The 22,477-nt window shown below is 44.3% G+C and carries 16 protein-coding genes; 11 read left to right on the forward strand and 5 right to left on the reverse strand.

All coding sequences use genetic code 11. The features are described from left to right. Positions 1–306: 306 nt before the first annotated feature. From AACT23_RS06635 to AACT23_RS06645, 3 genes are read left to right on the forward strand one after another with little or no spacing between them, the layout of a single operon-like run. Positions 307–2,415: a peptidase domain-containing ABC transporter gene (locus tag AACT23_RS06635; RefSeq protein WP_094126947.1), complete on the forward strand. Its 2,109-nt coding sequence runs from the start codon at positions 307–309 to the stop codon at positions 2,413–2,415. Further along, positions 2,412–3,764, forward strand: a complete 1,353-nt coding sequence (locus tag AACT23_RS06640; RefSeq protein WP_088728917.1) for an HlyD family type I secretion periplasmic adaptor subunit — start codon at positions 2,412–2,414, stop codon at positions 3,762–3,764. The genes AACT23_RS06635 and AACT23_RS06640 overlap by 4 nt, the downstream gene beginning before the upstream one ends. A gap of 1 nt (position 3,765) precedes the next feature. Continuing rightward, positions 3,766–5,901, forward strand: a complete 2,136-nt coding sequence (locus AACT23_RS06645; RefSeq protein ID WP_094125485.1) for a type I secretion system permease/ATPase — start codon at positions 3,766–3,768, stop codon at positions 5,899–5,901. A gap of 46 nt (positions 5,902–5,947) precedes the next feature. On the opposite strand, the gene AACT23_RS06650 is transcribed toward AACT23_RS06645, so the two are convergent. Further along, on the reverse strand, positions 5,948–7,906 hold the full coding sequence (locus tag AACT23_RS06650) for a methyl-accepting chemotaxis protein (RefSeq protein WP_013856634.1): 1,959 nt from the start codon (positions 7,904–7,906) through the stop codon (positions 5,948–5,950). A gap of 216 nt (positions 7,907–8,122) precedes the next feature. Between AACT23_RS06650 and AACT23_RS06655 the strand changes: the two genes are divergently transcribed. The 6 genes from AACT23_RS06655 (at position 8,123) to cdd (ending at position 14,203) form a co-directional block, all read left to right on the forward strand. Beyond that, a complete protein-coding gene (locus AACT23_RS06655; RefSeq protein WP_013856632.1) occupies positions 8,123–8,806 on the forward strand; it encodes an NAD(P)H-binding protein in 684 nt (227 codons plus the stop codon). 220 nt (positions 8,807–9,026) lie between these two features. Further along, positions 9,027–10,394, forward strand: a complete 1,368-nt coding sequence (locus tag AACT23_RS06660) for an L-cystine transporter (RefSeq protein ID WP_094126949.1) — start codon at positions 9,027–9,029, stop codon at positions 10,392–10,394. 151 nt (positions 10,395–10,545) lie between these two features. Then, a complete protein-coding gene (sbcB, locus tag AACT23_RS06665) occupies positions 10,546–11,970 on the forward strand; it encodes an exodeoxyribonuclease I (protein WP_094126951.1) in 1,425 nt (474 codons plus the stop codon). Positions 11,971–12,094: 124 nt separating this feature from the next. After that, positions 12,095–12,427, forward strand: coding sequence for a CidA/LrgA family protein (locus tag AACT23_RS06670; protein WP_033197434.1), 333 nt, complete (start codon positions 12,095–12,097; stop codon positions 12,425–12,427). Beyond that, on the forward strand, positions 12,427–13,107 hold the full coding sequence (locus tag AACT23_RS06675) for a CidB/LrgB family autolysis modulator (RefSeq protein ID WP_010319624.1): 681 nt from the start codon (positions 12,427–12,429) through the stop codon (positions 13,105–13,107). Before AACT23_RS06670 ends, AACT23_RS06675 begins: the two co-directional genes overlap by 1 nt. A gap of 208 nt (positions 13,108–13,315) precedes the next feature. Beyond that, positions 13,316–14,203 (forward strand): cytidine deaminase, encoded by an 888-nt coding sequence (gene cdd / locus AACT23_RS06680; protein ID WP_094126953.1) that lies wholly within the window; start codon positions 13,316–13,318, stop codon positions 14,201–14,203. Between the two features lie 58 nt (positions 14,204–14,261). Here cdd and AACT23_RS06685 read toward each other — a convergent pair whose 3' ends face one another. Continuing rightward, positions 14,262–17,009: a bifunctional diguanylate cyclase/phosphodiesterase gene (locus AACT23_RS06685; protein ID WP_255211864.1), complete on the reverse strand. Its 2,748-nt coding sequence runs from the start codon at positions 17,007–17,009 to the stop codon at positions 14,262–14,264. Between the two features lie 288 nt (positions 17,010–17,297). Here AACT23_RS06685 and purT point away from each other — a divergent pair, with 288 nt between their 5' ends. Continuing rightward, entirely contained in the window at positions 17,298–18,473 is a 1,176-nt protein-coding gene (gene purT / locus AACT23_RS06690; RefSeq protein WP_094126957.1) for a formate-dependent phosphoribosylglycinamide formyltransferase, read from the forward strand. Between the two features lie 64 nt (positions 18,474–18,537). On the opposite strand, the gene AACT23_RS06695 is transcribed toward purT, so the two are convergent. Continuing rightward, on the reverse strand, positions 18,538–19,836 hold the full coding sequence (locus AACT23_RS06695) for a methyl-accepting chemotaxis protein (RefSeq protein WP_094126959.1): 1,299 nt from the start codon (positions 19,834–19,836) through the stop codon (positions 18,538–18,540). Between the two features lie 121 nt (positions 19,837–19,957). Next, positions 19,958–20,605 carry a thiopurine S-methyltransferase gene (locus tag AACT23_RS06700; protein WP_094126961.1) on the reverse strand — a complete coding sequence of 216 codons (648 nt, stop codon included), beginning with the start codon at positions 20,603–20,605 and terminating at the stop codon, positions 19,958–19,960. Positions 20,606–20,952: 347 nt separating this feature from the next. Here AACT23_RS06700 and AACT23_RS06705 point away from each other — a divergent pair, with 347 nt between their 5' ends. Beyond that, positions 20,953–21,726: a phosphoribosylglycinamide formyltransferase gene (locus tag AACT23_RS06705; protein WP_094126963.1), complete on the forward strand. Its 774-nt coding sequence runs from the start codon at positions 20,953–20,955 to the stop codon at positions 21,724–21,726. A 71-nt stretch (positions 21,727–21,797) separates the two neighbouring features. On the opposite strand, the gene ihfA is transcribed toward AACT23_RS06705, so the two are convergent. Next, positions 21,798–22,094 carry an integration host factor subunit alpha gene (gene ihfA, locus AACT23_RS06710; RefSeq protein ID WP_010319630.1) on the reverse strand — a complete coding sequence of 99 codons (297 nt, stop codon included), beginning with the start codon at positions 22,092–22,094 and terminating at the stop codon, positions 21,798–21,800. Positions 22,095–22,477 lie beyond the last annotated feature (383 nt).

The following is a 22,477-nucleotide window of genomic DNA, read 5'->3' on the forward strand; positions in this document are numbered from 1 at the left end:
CATAAATAACTCACCTAATAATTTAAAAAGAAAATAAAAAAAGATTAAAGCCACTTATAAAAAAGTAGCGATAACCCAAAAATGATTTTTAATGTTATACAGCATTTCAATGGTATGCAACCATACAATAACGCTAAGTCATGAATAAATTAACAAAACCAAAATATTACCGAATACAAGCAACTGATAATTAAAACCTTTAAAAACCGCAATTAACTAATCAGACCAGATAATATTTGAGCATCTATTGATATTAATGATATGATCCGCCCCCTTTCTTTTTCTGGCCCTTGAAGAATCAAATATATGACTGATTTAAATGAAAAAAAAGCCATGCTACATTGCTTATCAGTCTACTTACCGCTGATCGGAATTCGTGAGATAAAATTAGATATCTCTAATGAAACGCCATCCAATGCAATTGATTCAATAATAAAAGATTTAAAAGGAAGAAATTATTTAGTCACTGCTAATAAAGTGAAGTCTTTTACTGAAATTACTAAAATAAAGAAACCGATTATTTTATTTAACAAAAATAATCACCCATTTATTTTAGCTAAAGTTGAACAGGATAAATGTTTAATTCATCCATGTAATTCAGATACCCCAAAAGTAGTAGATACAAGCTATTTAAAACAGAATTGGAATGGAAAAACGCTAGATATCAAAAAAAAGCAATCCTCTTTTGATATTCGTTGGTTCTTACCTGAATTATCGCAACATAAACATTTAATCGCTGAGATTGTTTTATTCTCTTTCGTACTGCAAGTTATTGCACTTATTACACCGCTATTCTTCCAAGTCGTGATGGACAAAGTATTAGTGCATCAAGCCCACTCGACACTCGATGTTTTAGTGTTCGTCTTAGTTATTTCTGGAATAGCTGAGGTATTGCTACGCGGTTTACGCGAATATCAATATGCTCATACCGCTAACCGCATTGATATTAAGCTTGGCATTAAATTGGTTCACCATCTGTTTGGTTTGCCGCTGCTGTTTTTCAAATCAAGGCAAGTTGGGGCGATTGTGACTCGAGTAAGAGAGCTCGATACCATACGCGAGTTCATCACAGGTTCAATGTTTACCCTCACGATTGATCTCGTTTTTCTCGTGATCTTTTTCTATGTGATGAGCTTACTTTCTGGCGGGCTAACCTTATTGGTATTGGCCACACTGCCGTGTTATCTCTTTTTGGCTTGGTGGCTAACCCCAAGGCTGCAACAAGCGATTGAACAACAATTTACCCATATGGCGCACAACACTTCGTTTCTAACTGAAACCGTCGCGGGGAGTGATACCATTAAAAGCTTAGCGACTGAACCTCGCTTTATTCGACGTTGGGATACTCAAACCGAACAGATGATATCGAGCAACTATGTGGTTCAGCAGTGGAATAACCGCTCTAGCCACGCAGTACAGTTCATCCAAAAAATAACGAGCGTCTTTCTATTATGGATTGGTGCATCCGAAGTGCTCGCGTTACAAATGACCATAGGTCAACTGATCGCTTTTAACATGCTCGCCAGTCATGTTGCACAAACTCTTGCCCGGCTCGTCGAGCTGTGGGGACAATTTATACAAGCGCAAATTGCAGTCGATAAACTTTCCGACCTACTCAATTTGCCCACCGAGCAGCAGCAAGCCAGCAATCCCCTACAACTGCAAGGTGCGATCACTCTCAATCAGGTGAGTTTCCGTTATCAACCCGATTTACCGCTGACCATCAATCAGCTTTCACTCAATATCCAAGCGGGTGAGAAAATTGGTGTGGTCGGTGGCTCGGGGTCGGGAAAAAGCACCTTGGCTCGGCTTTTACTCAAGCTGTACAGCCCTGAATCAGGCCAAATCATGTTCGATAACACCTCACTCAAACAGATCGGTGTTCATGAATTGCGTCGCCAGTTGGGGGTGGTATCACAAGAGAACTTTCTCTTTAGTAAAAGTGTTAGTGACAACATTGCCCATTCAAAGCCACAAGCCAACTTGGATGAGATTGTGCGAGCAGCAAAATTAGCGGGCGCTCATGAGTTTATTTTAAAGCTGCCACTGGGTTACGACACGATTTTAGCTGAAGGGGGGCAGTCACTTTCAGGCGGACAACGACAACGTTTAGCCATTGCCCGCACACTGCTTGCAGACCCTAAGATTTTGATTCTTGATGAAGCCACCAGCGCTTTAGATGATGAATCACAAGCCATCATTCAAACCAATATGGAGCAAATTGCCGCCGGGCGTACCATTATCACCATCGCACACCGCCTCTCTACGGTAAGAGAGTGTGACCGGATTATCGTACTGGAAAAAGGCGAGATTGCAGAGCAAGGCACGCATCTACAACTTCTCGCAGAGCAAGGCAAATATTTCCAGTTGTGGCAACTGCAACAAGCATTAAAACAAGAGGATGAGCAAGTATGATCTCTCAGTTAAAGAAGCTTCGCTCTAAGCGCTCGAAAACGAACGGCTACTTTGAGTTTTTACCCGGCCATCTTGCTCTACAGCAGAGCCCGCCCTCTCCGTTTGCTCGCATCACCGCCATCACTCTAAGTGTAGGGTTACTGCTCACCTTACTTTGGACCTATTGGGGGAAATTGGATATCCAAGCGACCGCAAACGGGCGGCTGTTAGTCCCTGGGCGCTCGCAAGTGATTCAGTCTTACGAACAAAGCCGAGTAGCACAAATCCATATAGCAGACGGCGAACGTGTCGAAAAAGGGATGCCCTTACTGACTCTGGACACGTTAGGCGTTAGCCAAGATATTGAACGTTTGCGTCATCAAATACGCTATCAAACCCATGAATTTCTCAAGTATCAAGCTTTGCGTGGTAAGGCTGATCTAGCTCAACATCCCCTGTATTTGGCATTGGCACCTTCGGCGCAGCAAGAGGTCATCGACAGCTTTGATACTGAAAAGAACGAATTCACATCGGTGTTGGAAAACTTGCGTGCTGAAATGCAGGTCAATCTTGCTTCCCAGTCCTCACTTGAAGTCGACATCAGAGGCTTAAAACAGTTAGTGAGTAATATTACTCAGCGCCTTGATGCTCAAAAAAAGCTCAAGCAACAGCGTTTGATCGGTCAAGTGCAGTATCTGGAGCAGGAAAAAGAGTTATTAGAATCCGAACGAGCGTTAGCCCAGCAAACATCACAACAGCACGTGCTGCAAAAGCAATATCTCAACCTAGAAGAGCGTTTAAAAGCGCTGCGTGCGCAAAAAGCCAGAGAGTGGCAAGACAAAAGTCAGCAAGCACACCTACAACTCTCAGCGCTGCAACATGAACTGGACAAAGTACGCGAACATGAAGGATTACAAGTGGTTCGCTCTCCTGTCACTGGCACTGTACAGCAATTGAGTGTTCACACCCTTGGAGCGGTCTTACAACCAGCACAAAATTTGATGATTATTGTGCCTGACGATTCGGTACAAGTCGCCGAAGTTAAAATTCTCAATAAAGACATTGGCTTTATTTATGCTGGCCAACCCGTGACGTTGAAAATTGATGCCTTTCCCTATACGCGTTACGGCACCTTGTCGGCAACATTGGTCCACGTCTCTAGAGACTCGACAATGGATGAGCAACTTGGGTTGGTTTTTCCCGCTCAAGTGCAATTGTTAAACCACACAATTGAGGTCGATGGTGCCTCTGTTGCCTTATTACCCGGTATGTCTGTCGTGGCTGAGATTAAAACCGACCAACGTCGGATCATCGATTATCTACTCAGCCCAATCCGAGAATATCAAGCTGAAGCATTGCGAGAAAAATAGAGTGGATACCTTAACCAACACCGTATCAACGGTTCATGATCAAGAAAGCCATGGCGCATTAGCGGCCCTCTCGTTTGCCAGCCTTTCATTTGATAAGAAAGTCACGCCATCACAACTGATTCATACACTAGGCGTTGCCGAAAATGAGCTCAGTGCTCTCGACATTCAGCGAGCCGCTCAATCTATTGGTCTGAAAAGCCGAATGATCACCGTCAGAGGAAGCGAGCCGATCCCGCTACCTGCATTGGTCAAAATCCGTCAGCAATGGCATGTCATTCATGCGCTAAACGAGTATGGTTGGACCTTGTACGATCCCATTAAACAGCGCTATTTCGAGTTTCCGTTGGCGCAAGGATCGTCAAGTTCCTGTTATGAGGTCTTATTACTGATTGAGCAGAGTATAGAGCCAAGCGATGTCGCTTTTGGCCTCCGCTGGTTTATGCCTTCGGTACTTCGTCAGTCAAAACAGCTACGTGATGTGTTTCTGTATTCGATTGTGCTGCAACTGTTTGCCCTGTTTGGTCCCAAACTTTTTGAAACCGTTATTGATAAGGTTCTTGTGGGGCGAAGTTTGTCGAGTTTGCACGTTTTAGCGCTGGCTATGCTTGCGCTAGCCATTGCTGAACCTCTTTACAGTTATTTGCGCAATACGGTTTTTGGTCATCTTTCTAGTCAAGTCAATGCAGAGCTATCGGGGCGATTGTATCGGCATTTGATTAATCTTCCATTAAGTTATTTCAAGCAGCGTCAAACGGGGCAAATCATCGCCCGCGTACGGGAAATGGGGCAAATACGTCAGTTTTTGACGGGCTCAACCTTAATGCTGCTCTTGGATCTCATTTTTATCACCCTCTTTATTGGTGTGATGTTTCATTATGCGCCAGCGCTCACCGGGCTGATTATCGGTTCATTAGTGATTTATTTTCTGCTGTGGTTAGGTATTGGACCTTGGGTTCGTCACAAGGTAACGACAGAGTATGACGCAGAAGCAGAGACAACCACCTTCCTGACTGAATCTATAACGGGTATAGAAACAATCAAGACAACCGCAACGGAAGCTCGATTTTTAGAACGGTGGCAGCAAATACTCAGTCGACAAATTGAATGCGCGTTTTCAGCCCAAAAAGCCAGTTTAATTGCTGGGCAATTGATTGCCTTAGTGCAGAAAATAGCCGCTGCCATTTTACTTTGGTGGGGAGTCAATTTAGTGCTCAATGGGCAGCTCACCCCCGGTGAATTGGTCGCCTTCAATATGCTAGCAGGGCATGTTACTCAACCCGTTTTGCGACTTGCGCAAGTGTGGCAAGATTTCCAGCACACCTTAGTAGCCTTGCGTCGCGTAGGCGACATTCTTAACGAACCGGCTGAAAATAGTAAAGATGGCCTTGCTTCCATCCCTTCTGTTCAAGGAGGCATTGAGTTTAAAAATGTTCGCTTCCGTTATCATATCGATGCACCGGAAGTCTTAGCGAATCTCTCGTTGACCATCGCTCCGGGGCAATTTATTGGTATTACTGGGCCTTCCGGATCTGGCAAAAGTACATTAACGAAACTGCTACAGCGTCTTTATGTACCTTTGCATGGGCAAGTCTTGGTCGATGGTATGGATCTCGCCATTGCAGATCCGGTCTCGTTAAGGCGCAGCATGAGTGTGGTGCTGCAAGAAAGCATGCTATTTGCAGGCAGCGTTGCCGACAATATTCGTCTTTGTAAACCCGATGCAAGCGATGCAGAGCTGATAAACGTTGCAAAGCTTGCTGGTGCATTAAGCTTTATTGAGGCGCTGCCACAAGGGTTTGAACAACAAGTAGGAGAAAGAGGTGCCAACTTATCTGGCGGGCAACGTCAACGCATTGCACTGGCTCGCGCATTGTTAGTTAACCCAAAAATCTTACTGCTTGATGAAGCGACTTCAGCGCTCGATTATCAGTCAGAGGCGGCCATCATGAGCAATATGGAAACCATTTGCCATGATCGAACGGTGATCAGTATTGCACATCGGTTATCGACGATTCGTCATGCCGATAACATTATCGTCATCGAAGATGGGCAAGTGGCCGAGCAAGGTACTCACGAAGCGTTGCTCGCACGCGCAGGACTTTACGCACGTTTATGGAAACAACAAGTCAGTGGTTAACTTTCTCTCCTTCAAATGGGTTAGGTATAAAAAATCTCCCCAGAAATTACTGGGTCTTAAACTTACTCACTAAATTATTCAGATCATCAGCTGAACTCGCGAGATTTTGTGAGTTAAGTAGAGCTCGGCTCGATACATCATCAACTTTCTGAGTATCTTCTTGTACTTGATGAATATTACGATTAATTTCTTCTGCGACTAGGTGCTGCTCTTCGGCAGCCGTTGCGATTTGAGTATTCATATCGTGAATCGACAATACTGACTGATAGATGCCAGTAAAGCTATCGTTGACCGACTCAGTCGTTGTCACGGTTTTCCGTGACGCATTTAAACTCACGGTCATCTGTTCTGCGACTTCTTTGGTCCTATTTTGCAAACGTACCACTAAGCCGTTGATTTCTTCGGTTGAATCTTGCGTACGTTTTGCGAGCGCACGAACCTCATCCGCAACAACAGCAAAACCTCTTCCCTGCTCCCCTGCACGAGCCGCTTCAATCGCAGCGTTTAAAGCCAACAGGTTGGTCTGTTCAGCAATGCCGCGAATGGTATCTAAAATTGCAGTAATACCTTGGCTATCATTTTCTAACTCTTGAATCGTGGTTGAAGACGTTGAAATATAATCAGCTAACTGATTGACACTAGAAACCGCGGTGTGGATATTTTGCTGGCCTTGACTCACTAATTGCTGACTGTCATCAGCAGCCTGGGCTGCCGAGCTGCATAGCGTTGCTACTTCATTGGCAGTAGACACCATTTCATTAAACGCCGTTGATACCATCTCAACCGCTTGTTTCTGTCGTTGAGAAACGGCTGACAAGTCTTCCGATATTGTTGCCGCTCTTTGCGCCGATTCCCCCATCTGTTCTCCTGCATGGCCTATTTGCTGTACAAGTAATCGAATGGCTTTCAAAAATGCGTTGAAATACACAGCCAATTGACCCGTTTCATCGTTCGAACGAATGATCAATTCCTTGGTTAAATCACCTTCACCTTCAGCTATCTCTTGTAAGCCGTTTGAAACTAAACTAAGCGGCTTGGCGATCAACCCCGCTAAAAAAAGTGCGCCAATGATGAAAATCACTGTCAACACAAAAACAATCGCTAAAATGTATTTGATCAAGCTATTGCTTTCTGCCATAACTTCTTCGGTAGTAATCAGGCCAACGAACTTCCAACCTAACTTTTCGGAATTCATGACATTAGCCATATATTCCACACCGCCAATTTCGATATTGATAAAACCAGAGGATGTTTGACCTATCGTTTTGTATGCAGCAGCTAAGGAGTCAAGGGGTTGAAAATTGTTCTCTGGGTACTTAGCATCCACCAAGACGTTACCGCTATCCTCAACCATCATAATGTATCCGGTTTCGCCTAGTTTTATCTTCTTCACGATATCCGTCAGTGTTTTTAGCGAAACATCAATCGCAACCACCCCAGCATTTTGGGTACCAGCAGCATTAAAGGACAAAACATTGCTCACAATCGTGGCGTCATCAGGCTCCCAATAATAGGCTTGAGTGCGTTTTATCTCGCCTGGGCTAGACATCGCCGTTTTGTACCACGGGCGAGCTCTAGGATCATAATTGTCTGACGCCTTACCCGTCGGCCATTGTATATATCCGCCCTCTTTGGTTCCCATGTAAACGTACGAATAACCTTTGTGCGCCTCACCCATAAGGTAAAGCGCTTCATAAATTCCACGCTCCACCATTCCATTGCTATCTGGGGTCATCGGTTCAGCTATTTTGTCGATATAACGGGTAATGGAACTGTCCACTTTTTGCAACGCGGGTGAGTTGGCTAACATTTTCACATTTTGTTCAATGCCAGAAAAATAGATGGCGATAGCATTATCAACCTGACTCATTTCTCCATGACTTTGTTCAATAAAATCACTAACGGCTTGTGAACGTAAATTCGTCACCATTACCGTTGAAACAATAGCAACAGGGATAATGGTCGCCGAAATCAAGCTGAGCAACAGTTTAGATTTTATTTTCATTGTTATTACGCCTTATCTCTGTATTTGACAGCAGCTCATTTCTTTTAGTTACCTACACTAAAAATTTAGTTAATAGCGATAAAGATGCAATGTCACTAAAGCGTTATTTCTAAAATAGGTGCTTATAAATGGTTGAATACGATGAAAGCGAAAGAATAAACTGCCATAAGTAAGCAGCACTGCATACAATCACTGCAAGGTAAAAAGGAGAAAACGATGGATAAGCGACACAAAACTGTGATTATTGCTGGCGCTTCCGGTCTCGTTGGGCAGCATGCTTTAGCCATCATGCTAGAAGAGCAAGCCGTCTCTCAAATCTATTCTTTAGTCAGAAAAAGCACCGAAATCCAACACCCAAAGTTGCAAGAAATCATTCATCCGCAGTTGCAAATCACGCACTGGGATGAAAGTTTTGTCCCTCCCCAGCTTGGTCTCATCGCACTAGGGACTACCCGTAAGCAAGCGGGTTCAAAGCAGGGGCTGGAGAAAGTAGACTATGAGTTGGTTTGTCAAGTTGCTCAAACAATGAAGACATTGGGTGTCAAGCGCATTGCCATCGTTTCGAGCTTAGGTGCCAAAGCTCGCTCTCGATCTCATTACTTACAATGCAAAGGGAGAATGGAAGAAACCATTCGCCGAATGGGTTTTGAACAAGTGACCTTCGTCAGGCCTGGGCCTCTAACTGGCATTCGGAAAAACAAGCGAACGGATGAAAAATGGGTACGAGTGATTCTGACTCTATTGCACCCTCTGCTACTAGGGCGCTTACGCAATTTTATCCCCATTTCCGCGCAAGATGTTGCAAGCGCTATGCTCTATTGCCTCTTTCAGATACAACCACACGCCATAGATATTTTGCACTCTAGCGACATGCTTGCCTTGCTCAAGAAGTATCAATGACTTGCTTAAATAACTCACCGATCGGTTCATTTACCAGCACAATAGAAAGATTGATAACCATTTGTTCTAAATCATGCTGATTTTGTCTTTGGATTAACCTACGTTAAAAGATATGGTTGCGTTTCATCGCTTTTATTCCCCTTTTACCTAGCATTATCGACTACATCGCTCATCGGCGATCAACGTAATCATGGGTACACAACTTTTAAGGTGTCGCATCATGTCAGTTGCAGCCATTGCCGCACTCGCAGTATTTATTGGCATTCTGTTTTTTCTCTTCGGACAGCAGAAAAAATCTCACACTCTTTCACGCTTAGTGCTACTTGGGTTAATCCTAGGCAGCGCATTTGGCCTTGCTCTACAAGTGGTTCTTGGTGAAGGACATGTGGCCATCAAGGAAACATTAGGCTGGGTCAACGTCGTCGGTAACGGCTATGTTGGTTTGCTAAAAATGGTGATTATGCCTTTGGTGCTGGTGTCGATGATCGCTGCGGTTGTGAAGCTCGATAAAGGTGGCTCGCTCGGTAAAATCTCTGGCCTGACCATTTCTATCTTACTGCTGACGACCGCAGTCTCGGCATTGATCGGTATTTTTGTCACCCAAGCTTTTGGTTTAACAGCTGACGGCCTCGTTGAAGGCAGCCGTGAAACGGCGCGTATTGCTGTACTAGAAAGCCGCGCCGCTACTGTGAGTGATTTAACTATTCCTCAAATGTTATTAAGCTTTATTCCGACCAATCCTTTTGCCGACTTAACCAGTGCTCGCTCAACCTCGATCATCGCTGTGGTTATTTTTGGCGTACTAACGGGTATTGCGGCGCGTAAAGTAATGTCAGAGAAAGCCGAGCTAGAAACGCCAATCCGCACCTTTGTCGAAGCGATACAGTCGATTGTGATGCGCCTCGTGAAAATGGTGATGGCACTAACCCCTTATGGTATTGCGGCGTTGATGGCGAAAGTTGTCGCGACATCAAGTACGGGCGATATTCTGAGTTTGCTCGGTTTTATTGTCGCCTCTTATGTCGCCATTGCATTGATGTTTGTGGTGCACGGTATATTGGTTTCTTTTGTAGGCGTTAGCCCTAAAGAGTATTTCCAAAAAATTTGGCCAGTGTTGACCTTCGCGTTTACCTCACGTAGCTCAGCGGCAACCATTCCTCTGAATGTAGAAGCGCAAATCACTAAGCTGAACGTACCACCAGCAATTGCCAACCTATCGGCTTCATTCGGTGCCACTATTGGTCAAAACGGCTGCGCTGGTATTTACCCAGCCATGCTCGCTGTGATGGTTGCTCCTACCGTCGGTATTAATCCAATGGACGTGCACTTTATTTTGTCGCTAGTGGCTATTATCGCAATCAGCTCATTTGGTATTGCCGGCGTCGGTGGCGGTGCCACTTTTGCAGCCTTAATCGTGCTACCAGCGATGGGCCTACCAGTGACGATTGCAGCACTGCTTATCTCCATTGAACCGTTGATTGATATGGCCCGCACCGCGTTGAACGTTTCAGGCTCAATGACGGCAGGTACCATTACCAGCCGCTTACTGAACGGTAAACAGGTACAAGTTCAAGAACAGCAAGCCTAGAAAGTATCGAACGTTCTCGTTTTTCTCCAAGCCGGTGCCAATGCGCCGGCTTTTTCATTTCAAATCCTCATCAGAGCATGCTTCGCACATTGCTATGTCACACAGGCAATGGTCTAATAAACCTTAAATTTCAGCGACTGGATACTATCGAATGCGACAAGAGCACCCGCCTACTTTCTTTTTCCTCGACTATGAGACGTGGGGAGTCAACCCTGCGAAAGATCGTCCGAGCCAATTTGCGGGCGTTCGCACCGATATGGATTTTAATATTATTAGCGAACCACTGGTCATCTATTGCCAACCACCAGCGGACTATTTGCCTTCTCCAGAAGCGGCGCTTATTACGGGTATCACTCCACAAAAAGCGGTAGCCCAAGGCTTGCCAGAGCCTGAATTTATCGCCAAAATTCATCAACAACTCGCCACACCCAACACCACCAGCCTTGGTTACAACAGTATTCGTTTTGATGATGAAGTAACGCGTTATACTTGCTATCGTAATTTCATTGATCCGTATGCTTGGAGCTGGCAAAACGGCAATTCACGCTGGGATTTACTTGATGTGATGCGCGCCTGCCATGCACTACGCCCAGAAGGCATCAACTGGCCCGAAAATGACGAAGGCTTTACCAGTTTTAAGTTGGAGCATCTCTCAGTTGCCAATGGCATCGAACACGCGAATGCCCACGATGCTATGGCCGATGTTATCGCCACCATTGAGCTGGCCAAAAAAGTAAAAGCCGCCCAACCCAAGTTGTTTGATTACTTTTTTAACATGCGCCATAAACGCAAACTCAATGATCTGATTGATATCGTCAACATGACACCTTTAATGCACGTATCGGGTATGTTAGGCCGAGAATGCCAATATACCAGTTGGATCGTGCCGATTGCTTGGCATCCCACCAATCAAAATGCGGTTATTGTGGTGGACCTTGCCAAAAACCCTCAACCCCTGATCGATTTAAGCAGCGAAGAACTGCATCAACGTCTATATACCAAACGCGAAGAGTTGGCAGAAGATGAATTGCCAGTGCCCATCAAATTAGTGCATCTCAATAAATGCCCTATCCTTGCGCCGGCCAAAACATTAACGGCCGAAAATGCAGACCATATCGGGGTCGATAGAAACCTGTGCCTTGAACACTTAGCGCTCATCAAGCAGTACCCTGAGATCAGAGAAAAGCTGATTGGCCTCTACACAATTGAGCGAGAATATAAGCACAGTGACGATGTCGATACTCAACTCTACGACGGTTTCTTCTCTCCGGCCGACAAAGCGGCGATGGAGATCATTCGCCAAGCTGATCCTGTCAACCTCGCCGCATTAGACATTAGTTTTAGCGATAAGCGCATCGAACCCTTGCTGTTTCGCTACCGCGCTCGCCATTACCCATTAACATTAAGTGACGAAGAGCAAAGACGTTGGGCAACTCACTGTCGTGATTATTTCGAAAGCCACCTTGAAGAGTACATGCTCAATTTAGAGAACTTAGTTCACACCCACAGCAGTGACGAAAAGAAAATGGCTATTTTAAAATCCGTTTACCGTTATGTGGAAGACATCGCGAGTTAATGTACGAGGTTTTCGCGCTGTCAGGTTTCAAACCAACACGCTGCGATTCCATTTCCGAAAATAGTTTAGGCACGACAAGGCACCGACTTTTATTGTGAATACCATTGCAAAATATTTGGTCTCTATGGGGCTGATTTTCCTTTGCCTAATGGCAGGTATCAATCTTCAACATTGGCTTGGCATCACCATTCCGGGCAGTATTATCGGAATGCTAATTCTGTTTAGTTTATTGGCAAGTGGGCTCGTGCCTGTCGAATGGGTAAAACCCAGTGCCAGTCTTTTTATCCGTTATATGGTCATTTTATTTGTCCCTATCAGTGTCGGATTAATCGAGCATTTTGATTTATTGATGAGTAACGCCATCCCGATTCTTGCCAGCGCGGTGGGCGGTACGCTGATCGTATTAGTTTGTCTGGGTTTAGGGTTGGATCGTTTTTTGAAAAAGGGGAATAAGTGATGTGGTTATTGCTCACGATTGCGGTCTTTTTCCTGACACGTTGGATCAGCAAAAAATGCAAAACGGCCATAATGAATCCGTTACTGCTCAGCCTTGTGATCATCATTCCTATCTTGCTATTTTTTAACATCCCTTATGCTAGTTACTATGCTGATAACCAGTGGCTGAGCTTTCTGTTGCAACCGGCCGTGGTGGCGCTGGCTTATCCTCTCTATGAACAACTGCCTCAGATCCGCTCAAATTGGCGCATCATTGCCCTCGCCTGCGGGGTGGGCAGTGCTATGTCAATGCTCACAGCCAGCTTAATTGCTGTTTATCTTCAAACGGATATACATTTAATCGCCAGCCTACTGGGTAAATCAGTTACCACACCGATTGCGATGGAAGTTTCCAGTAATCTCGGTGGAGAGCCAGCCATTGCCGCCGTTTTAGTGGTCATTGTAGGGCTGTTTGGCGCGATTCTCGCCTACCCTATCTATAACCTTCTCAACATCACGCATCCAATTGCCAAAGGCTTAACCATGGGCACCGTCTCTCATGCGCTGGGCACAGCAACCTGCGCTGAAAAAGATCCACGTGACGCAGCATTTAGTTCACTTGCATTAGTCGTGTGCGGCGTAATCACATCGATACTTGCTCCAAGTTTTTTTGCTTTTTCAATGTGGTTGTCCACGCTATAGAGTGCCAACAGAAATCAAAGATACGTCTACTCATGGATTTTGATTGTAGACGTGTCTCACTCTAAGGCTGACTGTAATCGATTTCATGTGTGACCTCACTCTAAATGTGAAAACCAAAATTACGTTACATTACATTACGTGATTTAAATCTCAGTAAAATTTCATTCTTCGCCTAGAATATTCCTCAATACATAGATAAGGACTCATTATGAAAAGCCGTATTGAACAGGCGCTAGCTGATACGCCAAAACCCGTTGCAGAATTTTTGTCGCCCATTCTGCTGTGCGATGATTTTGACGCAACCCTATCACCAGAACAGTTCAACCAACTGCTTTCTCTTTCTGGCTTAGACGATGCGGAATTGCGCGTTGCACTGCTGCCTTTTGCGGCCGCCTATGCTTATGTACCGCTTTCAAACTTTTACGTGGGAGCCATCGTCAGAGGTTTATCGGGCCGTTTGTACTTTGGCGCGAATATGGAGTTTTCCGGTGCACAATTAGGCCAAACCGTACACGCCGAGCAATGTGCCATCAGCCATGCGTGGATGAAAGGTGAACAAGGCGTTGCTGACATTACCATCAACTTCAGCCCTTGTGGGCACTGCCGTCAGTTTATGAATGAGCTTACGACCGCAGACTCGCTTGCCATTCAGCTACCACAGCGTGATGAGAAGTCACTGCAAGAGTACCTACCTGAATCATTTGGTCCTGCCGATTTAGGTGTTGATTCTGGTCTAATGGCAGACGCTAACCACGGCAAAACAACTACCGAAGATGACCCACTCATTGGCTTAGCTCTTAATGGCCTAAACCGCAGTTACGCACCCTATACCAACAATCTCAGTGGTGTTGCCCTGCAAGTTGAGAATGGTAAAACCTACGTCGGTGCGTATGCTGAAAATGCCGCATTCAACCCAAGCTTACCACCATTGCAAGTTGCTCTTGTTCAGTTAATGATGGATGGCCAACGCTTTGATAATATTGTCGCAGCCGCATTAGTTGAGATGTCTGATGGCAGTATTAGCCATTTAGCCGATACTCAAGCCACCTTGGAAGTAATTAACCCAGACATTCCTCTTTCCTATCTTGTGGTTTAGGCGCTCTAGTGAAAAATCCCCAACGCATGGGGATTTTTGCCTTTTGATGGTGCAGGTTTTACCGCATATCCTTTCCGCCCAACAACTTATCGAACACATCTTGTTTACTCATCGGCTTGTAAAAATAGAAGCCTTGGATCTCATCAATATTCCAGACTTTGAGTTTGCGCAGTTGCGAAGCAGTTTCAACCCCTTCAGCCACGGTAGTTAAGCCTAGCTCTTGCGACATATTGATAATACTGCGCACCAAGGTTTTGGCTTTGTCATTGGATTCCAATGTGGAAATATAAGACTGGTCTAACTTCACTATATCTAATGGAAAATCACACAATGTACTAAACGAGGAATACCCCGTACCAAAATCATCAAGCGCCAACTGTATACCGAGTTTTTTTATCGCATCCATGCGTTTGATCGTCTCTTCTTCAGCCCCCAACAACATACTTTCCGTCAATTCGAGCACTAATTGTCCCGGTTCAATTTGATATTTTTCAATCAATACTGATAAGTACCCGACCAATTTTTTACTGTAGAAATGCGGGCTAGAAAGATTGACGTGAATACTTAGCCGTTTACCCAACGAAAATTGCGACTGCGTTTGCAGTTCGTTAATAAATTGGCAAGCTTGGCCTAGTATCTGCTCTCCCAATTCAATGATCACTTTACGTTGCTCAGCCAAAGGGATAAATACGGCTGGCGAAACCATACCAAGTTGAGGGTGCTTCCAGCGAGCTAGAGCTTCAAAGCCAATGATTTCGGCACTGTCTGCACGAACAATCGGCTGATAGTAAGCAATAATATGGCCATCTTTCACGGCTGAGATAAGATCTCGATTGATCGCTAACGACTTCTGGGCATGAACAAACAATTCTTGTGTCACTGAAACAACCAGGCTGGCTCCAGCTTTCTCTGTTTGTTGAATGGCATAAAAACCACTTTGAACCAAAGTTTCAAAAGAATCGATCGGCAATTGTGAATCAATCACAGCGCCTTCCACACTCAAATCGAGTTCCAAGCCGCCAATGTCAGTCTTCCTCTTGTAACTATCGATAAGCTTAGTGCCTCTGTGAATCAAAAAAGAGGTTGCCCCGTTACCCAACTCACACACCATAAATTCATATTCACTAATTCGTCCCATTATGGACGTGTTGAAACGGTTTCTAAGCGTAGCCGAAAAATGTTTAACGGCCATATCGTAAGCACTGTGTCCGTACACTTCTGAAATTTCTTTTAGTCTTTTAACCCGTAGGTAGAGCACGGAAAACCCACCACATTCGATCGGATTGTCAATCAAAGGCTGCACTTGGCTCATCATCGTTGGACGATTAAGTAAACCTGACACTGGGTCACAATGGGTAAGGTCGTAAATAAGCTGCTCTTGCTGCTTTTGCTCGCTGATATCAGTAATCGATAGCATGATAGAGCGATGCCCACGTTGTTCTATCAATGTAGCTTCGATAAGACACTCTAAACGCTGCTGACCCTTTGTAACAACATGTCCCTCAAATTCACGCATCCCTTGTTCTATATTTTGGTAGAGTAATTCACTGCTGCACACCACATCATTTTGTATAATACAAAACTCATCTAAAACCTTTCCAACCAACTCATCTCTAGAATAAGAAAGCATATCCAACAAGGCTTGGTTCACATCGACAATGAAGCGATCAACCACCAGCAACATTCCGAGATTTTGGCTTTGATAGAGTGCATCAAATTTCTGTAACGTCTCTTTAAGCCTATCTTCCGCCAAGGAGGATGAGGCAGCAAGTGAACGGACAAGTTCGGTAATTCGTTCAAACTCATCTTGTTTATCATTCGATTGTGAAGAGAATGCACTCTCTTCAATCAGCTGATTGATCCCTCGCTCAAAATTCTCAAACCGTTTGGCTACCTTGCTGCGAAACAGAGCAAAAGTAGCCACGGCGACAAAGCCGGCCGCAATGATGATCGTCAAAATCAAATAATAAAAAGTTTCGTTCCCTTTTTGATAGTAAAGCCGCTGAGCACAGGTTTTTAGATAGCCAATAGGTTGCCCTGTCATATCACTGAGTAATGTGTAATGCGTGATATTATTTTGATCTCTTTCAATACCTTCTTGATTATGACTAACAGGTAAAATCACAGGAGCATCGGTAACTACAATATCATTTTTAGCGGTTAGTAGGTTCTGATACTGAGAAGGGAAACGGCGGGTTAAGTGCTGTCCCCATAGCATCCACCCCACAACATCAGCCGTACCTTCACTGTTACGCACCGGAGTTAGGCTCACCACCCACACACTATTTTCCACACGGATGAGGCCAGAGCGGCTAGTTTTATCCTCATCAAGTGTGTGATGCATCTGAATTAAATGGTCGCTCACACCTTGTGAGCGTATCAACTGTTCCACTAACGAACAGTTTGTGCCTGGTTCAATATCCCGACATAAGTATTCAACCAATTGCGAAGATTCGGTGATGAAAGCCAAAACGTCTAAACCTAAAGTATCGAGGGAATCAGGATACAAGTTGCGCTCAGCAAATTGAGTGTCGCCATTCAACAGCAGCAGATAAGTTTCATCCCAATAAGCCCAATCATAAGAACGCTTTTCTTGCTGTACTAAAAGATCTTGAATGACCGACTGAGCTTGATTGCTATCTCGATGAATCTCAATTGATTCAAGTTCATTCAAACTATATAAAAAAAAGTGGCGAGTAATAAATAAGCTGCTAAGAATGATCCCAACCAACCCGACAGAAAACAACAGAGCAGTTTTCGTGTGTAGAGTAATAAAACGCAAACGTAAGAAAGTTTTCATAGCCATAGGTGTCTTTTTCTTAGTCAATCCCACATAAACTTTAGACTGAAATTACTTCATATTCTTAACGCAGTTTCTCGAATGCTGTTTACTGCACATTAATTGCTATTTCAGCCTTAATTTTGTACAGATATGAGTTCGTTTACTGCGTATTACACAAACCACTCTATCGACAGTACGAACAGGAAATCACTCATCTCTCATCACAAAGGCAAACGTTTGCTTTTATTCTTAATTTTAGTATGATTTTGGCTGTTTTCGCTATTACCTATTGCTTGAATGTAAGGATTCACTATGTTTGGTACTGCTACACGTGAAAATGCCACCCGCGTTTTACTGCTTGGTTCCGGAGAATTGGGCAAAGAGGTGGCAATTGAATGCCAACGCCTTGGTTTAGAAGTGATTGCCTGTGATCGCTACGCCAACGCTCCAGCAATGCAGGTGGCGCATCGTAGCCACGTATTGGATATGCTCGATGGCGATGCGCTACAAGCCATTATCGAACTCGAAAAACCAGACTACGTGGTGCCAGAAATTGAAGCAATTGCCACTCACAAGCTGGTTGAACTGGAAGCGCAAGGCTTAAACGTGGTCCCCACTGCAACGGCCACTCAATTGACGATGAACCGTGAAGGCATTCGCCGTTTAGCCGCAGAAACTCTTGCCTTACCTACCTCTCCTTATCAGTTTGCTGATGACTATAATGATTTTGTACTGGCGGTTGAGCATGTCGGTATGCCTTGCGTAGTTAAGCCTGTGATGAGTTCATCAGGTAAAGGCCAAAGTGTGATTAAGACGCAAGAGGATATTAGCCGCGCTTGGGCATACGCTCAAGAAGGTGGCCGCAGTGGAGCTGGGAGAGTGATCGTCGAAGGCTTTATCGATTTCGACTACGAAATTACTCTCTTGACGATTCGAGCAGTGGATGGTGTCCATTTCTGCGCTCCCATTGGCCATCGACAAGAGGAAGGGGATTATCGCGAATCATGGCAACCACAAGTGATGTCGGCTAACGCAATTAAAGCCGCTGAATATGTAGCAGAACAAGTGGTTAATGCACTCGGTGGTTACGGCTTATTTGGTGTTGAACTGTTTGTAAAAGGCGATAATGTTATCTTCAATGAAGTGTCCCCTCGCCCACATGATACGGGAATGGTCACCCTCATTTCACAAGAGCTGTCTGAATTTGCGTTACACGTGCGCGCGTTCACGGGTATGCCAATCAACAGTATTACCCAATATGGACCATCGGCATCTGCGGTTATTTTAGGTCAAGGTACCTCCACTAACCTTAAATTTGATGGAATAAATGAAGCGCTGTCTATCCCGCATACTCAACTTCGTCTGTTTGGTAAACCAGACATTGATGGACGCCGTCGGCTTGGGGTTGCTCTGGCGAAAGATAAAGAACTCAAACAGGCTTTGCACAACGCAATTCAATGTGCCAAAAGCGTGCAAGTGATTCTGTAAAAACGCAAAGCGAGCCACTAGGCTCGCTTTCATTTTCTTCACCAACAATACTCGCTGCAGAGCCTCACTCTTTAATCAGTTCACTGACCGTACCAACCACACTGTCCGCGGCTTTTCTCATTTCATCAATCAGCTTTTGCGTCTCTTCTAGTTTGCTGTTACATGCCGTGACTTGGCCTTGAATTGCCCCCATCATAGAGGTAGAACTGTTGGTCAGTTCGCTATTGAGCTTAACAATATTACCAATTTCATCGGTCGCTTTGGTGGTATTCGAGGCTAATGAGCGCACCTCATCAGCAACCACCGCAAAACCCCGGCCATACTCCCCAGCACGCGCAGCCTCGATAGCGGCATTGAGCGCCAGCAAATTAGTCTGTTCTGCTATGCCTGTAATGGTGGTTACAATTTTGGTGATTTGCTGCGACTGATTGGCCAGTTGCATCATCGATGTATTCGCCTTAGTGATCGCGTTATCAATCTCTTTAGCAATGGAAGCGGCTTCGGCTAGCGTTCCCGTCCCAAGTTGAGCAATATGTACCGTTTCTTGCGAGGTATGATGCGCGACTTCTGCTGCATCTTTAATCGCCCGAGCTTGCAGTACTCGTTGCGTGACATCAGTTGCAAACTTAGTCACACCAATGACTTTATGATCTTCACTAAATACGGGGTTATAGTTTGCTTCCAACCAAATTTCATCGCCATGTTTTGTAAAACGTTTAAATAATCCCGTTTTAAAATGGCCGCTGGCAAGCGACGCCCAAAAATTCGGGTTCTTCTTGTAAAATAGATCATCACAAAATAATCGATGATGCTGACCAACCACTTCTTGTAATTTGTACCCAACACAGGACAAAAAGTTTGGGTTCGCCTCAACAACCGTCCCATCGGGAGTAAAAGAAATCACAGCCATTGACTTATCGACAGCGTCAAAAATTGCAGCTTGCTTATCCGATTGTTCTTTTGCAGCAGTGACATCACTGGCAATCTTCACCACCTTAACCACTTTTCCTTGCTCATCTTTTACTGGGATGTACGTGGCTTCAATCCACACTTTATTATGGTTTTTAGTTAAACGGCAAAACGTCCCCGCATGAGGTTTACCTTGCGCTAAATTTTGCCAAAGTTGACTATATCGAGGCGTCTTAACAAATTCACTTTCACAGAACATCCGATGGTGCTGACCCACCACTTCCGATAATGAATAACTCAACGCTTGTAAGAATGAGGAGCTGGCAGTCAGAATATGTCCTTGTGGATCAAACTCAATATAAGCCATCGTGCGTTTTATTGAATCAACCACCAGTTCATCACTGCTCTTTTTAAACGGTTGATTGCTGTTTGGCTTCCGACTAAACAAACCCATAGTTTTTCCTTAGTATTAGAGCGGCTGATATAGACGTAATGGTTTGCTCTCATCAAACGCCTAAAACCTACCTATTTATTGTTGTCTAGGATGTATAAATAAACGATTTAAGCATAGTCTGTTACTTCTCAATTAACCACACGACTTCAGCAAAACGGCTTAATCCTCGTTGACTGATCTTAGGGTGATTTTCATCAGCATCGTCACGAAACAGACACGTCACTTTGCAGTCAGTGAATAACGACTCAACTTCATTTTTGGCGACACAGAATGGAGGGCCCATCATTTCACTTTGAACGTAATCCAGCGTCACAAGCAGCACCCTTCCGCCGTCTTTCAACAATGAAAGCAAGCGAATAACGTACTCCTCTCGCATTTCGGGGGGCAGCGCAACTAACGCCGCTCGGTCGTAGATAAGCTCAACCGCTTTTAGCGGCGCACTAAAGACATCTCCGGTATAAATCATCAGTTCATCAAACTGATACAGTTCATGCGATCCATTTAAGCGAGTGACCGTTGGCGTATAAAAATGCTCGGCAAAAAAGGAACGAACGGCAATTTCACTCAGCTCTACACCCTGAACCTGTTCATGCTGGGAAGCGAGCCATATCAAATCTTCACTTTTTCCGCACAATGGTACAAATACACTTTCATTTCGTTGAGGTGAGAGTTGAGGCCAATATTCGATCAACAATGGGTTCACATCTTCTAAGTGAAATCCTATTTGGTTGGAGGCCCATTTCTTGTGCCAAAACTCGGGATCTTTCATTATCTTCGTGCTCTACGATTAAAATCTACAGCCAGACAAAGTACATGCTACTGACTAATAAGTGAATCCCCAACAGGTTAAACAAACAGCACAAAGACAGATAAAGATGTTCATATTTGGTTCATCCTCATTAGATACACTTGGTAACACATCAAATTGAACAGATAGCCTAGCGAGGCGTCTGAAGATAAGACCTGTGATAAAGCGCAAAATTATGGATTAATTGTTCCACGAGCTATTGAGTTGACTTTGTTCATCCCAAGATCTCATAGCAAGCGACTCTGGTTATCACGTGTTTAGGTCTATTTTGGTTTCACCTTTTACCTAGACTAAGTTAAGGAGAATGAATGAGCCTATTTTTACGTACTACGGCACTGATGCTTTTAGTACTAAGCAGAGCCCCTGCCTTTGCAGCCGTTCCGTTCAATTCAGAAAGTGATGCCAAAGTTGGTGAATCGAAAAATCAACTCTCATCTAAACTGTTCAAGCATAGTTTAAGCGGTTTATATGGCATCCAGTCCACCAACAACCAGCCTTTGCAACCCTACAACGATTTTGAAATTCTCTACAGTAAAGCTCACCAAGCTCAACGTGAACTTGAAACATTGTGCAGAAGTACTGCTTTACTAACATCAGCAGAGGCTCACTTTTCTGGCGTGAAATCACGTGACCGAGCATTAAGTAAAATAGAACATGAATTAGGTGGGCGAGCTGATAGGATCACAGATTTAGCCAGAACAACCCTGGTGGCAAATGATGTACCAAGCTTAGTCGAGGCTTATGAAGTATTAAGCCGAGAAGCCAGTATCGTAAAAGTAAAGAACCGCTTTAAATCGCCTGCCGCATCGGGCTATCGCGATTTAAACTTACTGGTTCAACTTCCTAAAACCAATGTCATTGCAGAAGTACAATTACATCTTAAAGCCATTGCCGATGTGAAAAATGGCCCCGAGCATCGTTTCTATGAACAGATCCAGAAGTTTGAACGTGTCGCCGCATTAGAGAAGCGAGCGTTACATGATATTGAAAAGGCGCAAATTAACCAGTTTCGTCGCCAATCTATCGAGCTCTACCAAAACGCCTGGCAGCCGTATATCACCACTCATATTCAAGCAGCCTAATACGTTCAGAACCTTTAACTCACCATAAACAGAAAAAAAAAGACCACGCATAGCGTGGTCTATTGCTCGGTCTATTTTTCGACATTAATGTTCTCGACTCGGGCTTTTAATTTCTGCCCTGGGCGGAACGTTACGACACGTCGAGCGGAGATAGGAATATCCTCACCTGTTTTTGGGTTTCGACCCGGACGCTCGTTTTTGTCTCGTAGATCAAAATTACCAAAACCAGATAGTTTTACCTGTTCGCCACTTTCAAGCGCCTTGCGAATCTCTTCGAAAAACACTTCAACCGTTTCCTTGGCATCCCGTTTACTGTATCCAAGCTTTTCAAACAGGTTTTCAGCCAATTCGGCCTTTGTGAGCGCCATAAAACTTCCCTCAAAGCTATGTTAAACCTTGCTGCTTCTAAGCAGCGCCAAAGCATTTTCGCTTAGCCAATCAATAAGATATCGGCTTTACCTGAAAAGTGTATGCCAAGCTTCTGATTTTCGCCAACTTTTTTATTCGCAACAATATTAATAGTTTCATCAAAATAAGCGCATATACTGGCTGCATTTATACAATTAGACGTCGAAGATTGAGAAAAAACACTGACAATTTAGTTAGTTATATCATAACAGCCAACATTTTCAGAATTTCATACTATTTTGAATGGATATCGATTTCTGATAAAAAAATTTATAACCTGTTAAATCATAGACTTGTTTAACACTAACTTGTCACTAAATTGCATATAAAAAAGCAGGCCCAA

It is taken from the genome of Vibrio sp. V09_P4A23P171 (assembly GCF_963875615.1).
Classification (GTDB): Bacteria; Pseudomonadota; Gammaproteobacteria; order Enterobacterales; family Vibrionaceae; genus Vibrio; species Vibrio anguillarum.